Source organism: Armatimonadota bacterium (assembly GCA_039679645.1).
GTDB lineage: Bacteria > Armatimonadota > UBA5829 > UBA5829 > UBA5829 > UBA5829.
Genome location: JBDKUO010000023.1, coordinates 1 through 4,572, shown reverse-complemented (window position 1 = coordinate 4,572; position 4,572 = coordinate 1). Strand labels below are relative to the sequence as shown.

3 protein-coding genes are annotated in these 4,572 nt (G+C 51.1%); 1 reads left to right on the top strand and 2 read right to left on the bottom strand.

Annotated features, from left to right (window positions below; genetic code table 11):
* Positions 1-147: 147 nt before the first annotated feature.
* Together ABFD83_04620 and ABFD83_04615 are read right to left on the bottom strand one after the other, a co-directional pair.
* On the bottom strand, positions 148-453 hold the full coding sequence (locus tag ABFD83_04620) for a GIY-YIG nuclease family protein (protein ID MEN6356351.1): 306 nt from the start codon (positions 451-453) through the stop codon (positions 148-150).
* Between the two features lie 151 nt (positions 454-604).
* On the bottom strand, positions 605-1,249 hold the full coding sequence (locus ABFD83_04615; protein MEN6356350.1) for a hypothetical protein: 645 nt from the start codon (positions 1,247-1,249) through the stop codon (positions 605-607).
* Between the two features lie 263 nt (positions 1,250-1,512).
* On the opposite strand from ABFD83_04615, the gene ppdK reads away from it, so the two are divergent.
* Positions 1,513-4,176, top strand: coding sequence for a pyruvate, phosphate dikinase (gene ppdK, locus ABFD83_04610; protein MEN6356349.1), 2,664 nt, complete (start codon positions 1,513-1,515; stop codon positions 4,174-4,176).
* The last annotated feature ends 396 nt before the right edge of the window (positions 4,177-4,572 follow it).

The window sequence follows — 4,572 nt, the reverse complement described above, 5'->3', positions numbered from 1 at the left end:
AATGCCGATGCAAGGCAATATCTTGCTAATATCAAACGTTTGATTGTATCAATCTGGCGATCACAGATAATATACGCAAATATGGTCGATTATGTATATAAGGCTAATGGGATTTGAGACAGCCTCTGACGTCCCGAAATAGCCCTCTCACTTATCATTCTCCTTGAGAAACCAATCTGCCGCCAGGTCATCCCAATTCGGATTCATCGACTCTATAAGCTGAAGCTTCCAAGCCCTATTCCATTTCTTTATTTGTTTCTCTCGGGCTATGGCAGCATTCACATCTGAAGTTTGGTCGAAATAGACAAGCATATTAACATTATACTTCTTGGTGAAGCCTTCTAGCTTTCCTTGCTTGTGTTCATACATTCTGCGCTGGAGATTATTAGTAACGCCGACATATAGTGTTCCATTTCTCTTGCTTGCAAGAATGTATACGTAGTATTGGTTCATCTTTTTCTAGATTCCCACATCCACATAAACAATGTTATTTCCGGCCGCTCCAACAACCGTGTCATTCCCGACTTGATCGGGAATCCAGAGAGTTTGCGCCCTAATACGGCAACAGCGCCTAGATTCCCGCTTTCGCGGGAATGACAGATTATCACATCTGTTGTTTATTGCTTTTAGGATAACGGCTTTCCGTAACAACTGAATCATGTCCGGCATCAGGGGATGCCGAACCATTTAGTTTACTTCGCTTTCCTGTGCATCCAATGAACATGGGTTTCCGGCCTTTGAGCTGCTTATTGACGAATCTAATAATTTCACTGTCAAGCCGATATCCGTGAATATTTTGGAAGAGCTCTTCAATCTTGCTCAAACCGGAGCAATCTTTGAGAATTTGTCGAGTTTGCGTAAGGTTATCGTAGAATTGCTTAGTCCTGTGGGTTTTCTCATTGCTGTCAGTAATGTAATAGATGTCCTCTAAACCCATAAGAGCCGAGACACATTGAATTACTATTCTATCATCAAGATAGAATGCTTGTTGATCGCATAACTCTGCAACAGCAAGTACAGTTTCGTCTACGATCTCCTTACGTTCCTCAGGAGTATAATCATCATTTTCTAATACTTCAGCAGCCACTTTAGAAAAGTTATTGGTAATTCGGAACAAGTCTTCATATACCTCTATGCGTTTTGCGAAAAGTTGCTGGGAATATGGCTCAACACGACTACTTCTTCTAAAGAATTCATTAATTACTAGGCCAATCACAACACCTATTATTCCAATCCAAGCAGATTCCATTACAAGTGCTCCTTGTTGGTTATAATACACAGCCTAATCCGCATTCTATCCACAACCAGTCCGCCTGTCAACGCCAACCAGCCCCTCCCTTCCCCAGCACCCAACACCTAACACCTAACACCTAACACCTAACACCCATCATCCACCTCACTAAAAGTTTATTAATTACCAATTGGGCGGAAGGAATTCTCTTGGCCGCCGAATAAGTTTTATGGTTGGTACGACAACTAATAAGCAAGTAGATATATAGGAGGAATTACTTGATGTCTGACAAGAAACGCGTGTACCTCTTCCGCGAAGGTAACGCTACGATGAGAGACCTTCTCGGAGGCAAGGGCGCTAACCTGGCGGAGATGACCAATATCGGTCTGCCTGTTCCGCCCGGATTCACCATCACCACCGAGACCTGCAACGAATATACCAAGCTCGGTAAGCTTCCCGACGGACTTTGGGAAGATGTGCTAGCCGCTCTTGCCGACGTCGAGAAGGACATGGGCAAGAAACTGGGTGATGCCAACAATCCCCTGCTCGTATCGGTCCGCTCCGGCGCGAAGTTTTCCATGCCTGGTATGATGGACACCGTCCTTAACCTTGGTCTCAACGATGATACCCTCAAGGGAATCGTCGCCGCCAACGGTAACGAGCGGTTCGCTTACGACGCCTATCGCCGATTCCTGATGATGTTCTCCGACATCGTGCTTTCAGGCGATTATCCAAAGCTGGCCAAGCATCACTTCGAGATCATCTTCGACGCCCTCAAAGAGAAGAAAGGCGCCAAGGTCGATACGGAAGTAGATGCCGAGGGCCTCAAGGAACTGGTCGCTCAGTATAAAGTGTATTATAAGGAAGTCACCGGCAGCGACTTCCCGACAGACCCGATGGAGCAGCTCAAACTGGCTATCATAGCCGTATTCAAGAGCTGGAACAACGAGAGAGCCATCATCTACCGCAACCGCGAGAAGATCTCCCACGACCTCGGAACCGCCGTCAACGTTCAGACGATGGTCTTCGGTAACATGGGCGACGACTGCGGTACCGGTGTTGCCTTCACCCGCAACGCCGCCAACGGTGAGAACAAGCTCTTCGGCGAGTTCCTCAAGAACGCTCAGGGCGAGGATGTCGTGGCCGGCGTGCGAACCCCTGAAGAGATTGCGCAGCTTGCCAACGAGTTCCCCGCAATCTACAAGCAGTTCACCGATATCGCGCAGAAACTCGAAGATCACTATCGCGATATGCAGGACATCGAGTTCACCATCGAGAAGGGCCGACTCTTCATCCTTCAGTGCCGCAACGGCAAGCGCACAGGCGTTGCAGCCGTCAAGATTGCTGTAGACATGGTCAATGAGAAGCGCATCACAAAGGAAGAGGCTCTGATGAGAGTCCCGCCGGAAGCTCTCGAACAGCTCCTCCACCCGCGCATCAAGACTGCCAAGGGCGCCAAGGAGATCGCAAAGGGTCTGAACGCAGGACCCGGCGGCGCGTCGGGCAAGATCGCTCTGGATTCCAAGACCGCTATCGCAATGGCCTCCAAGGGCGAGAAAGTCATCCTCGTTCGCAAAGAGACCAACCCGGACGACCTCGGCGGAATGCTTGCCGCTAAGGGTGTTCTTACCCAGCTCGGCGGACGCACCAGCCACGCGGCTCTCATCGCCCGCCAGTACGGCATCCCGACAGTCTGCGGATGCGGCGCCGTCAAGATCGACGAAGCCAAGAGGCAGGTCAACGTGGGCGATATCGTGCTCAAAGAAGGCGACGTCATCACAATCGATGGAACCCTCGGCCTGGTATACAACGTTCAGCTCGAGACCGAGCCCGCGACAGTCACCGGCGACTTCGGCACATTCATGGGCTGGGCTGATGAAGTCCGCAAGCTCAAGGTCTGCGCCAACGCCGACAACCCCGAGCATGCAGCCGACGCGGTCGCACTCGGAGCAGAAGGCATCGGACTCTGCCGCACTGAGCACATGTTCCTCGGTGCAGAGCGCACCCCGCTGGTAGCCAACATGATCCTTGCCGAAGACGAGAAGACCCGCCAGGAAGCTCTGGACAAACTGCTTCCTCTGCAGCGCAATGACTTCGTGGGTATCTTCAAGGCAATGGGCGGCAGGCCGGTCACAGTAAGACTGATCGACCCACCTCTGCATGAGTTCCTGCCTAACATGGACGAGCTGCTGGTCGAGGTGACTGAACTTCGCTGCAAGAACCCGAACTCTCCTGAGCTGCCTGAGAAGGAAAAGCTTCTCAAGAAGGTCGTGGATATGCACGAGCAGAACCCGATGCTCGGCCTTAGAGGCTGCAGGCTCTCGATCTACATGCCTGGCATCGTAAACATGCAGGTTGGCGCTATCATAGGAGCTGCCTGTGAGGTCAAGAAGTCCGGCATGGAAGTGCATCCTGAGATCATGATCCCGCTCATCGGCACCGTCAATGAGCTCACATATCTCAAGAAGCAGCTTACTCAGGTCGCAGATGAGACTATGAAGGCTGAGGGCATCAAGGTCGACTACATGATCGGCACGATGATCGAGATCCCGCGCGCAGCCCTTACTGCTGATGAGATCGCCAAGGAAGCTCAGTTCTTCAGCTTCGGCACCAACGACCTGACCCAGATGGGCTATGGTATCAGCCGCGACGATGCCGCCAAGTTCCTGCCTCTGTATATCGACAAGCAGATCTTCAAGACCGACCCGACCGACACTATCGATCAGAAGGGCATCGGTCGACTGATGAAGATTTGTGTCGAGGATGCCAAGGCAGTTAACCCGACGATCAAGCTCGGAATCTGCGGAGAGCACGGTGGAGAGCCGGACAGCGTCAAGTTCTGCCACAGGATCGGCCTGAACTACGTATCCTGCTCACCCAAGCGAATCCCGGTTGCCAGACTCGCTGCTGCCCAGGCAGTTATCGAGGAGAAGAGCAAGAAGTAAATGCCTTATTCCCTCTCCTGTGGCAGAGGGCTAGGGTGAGGGCGCAACGTATTGCGTCCAAATATGCAGATAAAATGAATCCCCCGGTCGGCAGAGAGCCGGCTGGGGGATTTTTTGCATTTTTGTCAAAACGAACTGAGCTTGAAATTTGAAATATTGAGCGTGAGGCAGTTCGTTTTGGCAGTTTCTTTATATGTATAATTTCCTCCCCTAGCAGTGATGCTTCGCGAGCGTATGCTCCGAAGCGGCTGCACGGGGCTTCGGGACATTCGGAAGCTGTCTCAGAATGCTTCGCTAAGATACGAAGAATTATTGAAACACATTCCAAGTTCCCCGATTCGGCGACAACACAAGTGTATAAATCTATCAATGCTGCTAAAACAGGCAACCAATGAC

What these genes read in the sequence shown, in the direction of transcription:
- ABFD83_04615 (MEN6356350.1), bottom strand. Translation starts at nt 1,249, where the DNA reads ATGGAATCTGCTTGGATTGGAATAATAGGTGTTGTGATTGGCCTAGTA.
- ppdK (MEN6356349.1), top strand. Translation starts at nt 1,513, where the DNA reads ATGTCTGACAAGAAACGCGTGTACCTCTTCCGCGAAGGTAACGCTACG.
- ABFD83_04620 (MEN6356351.1), bottom strand. Translation starts at nt 453, where the DNA reads ATGAACCAATACTACGTATACATTCTTGCAAGCAAGAGAAATGGAACA.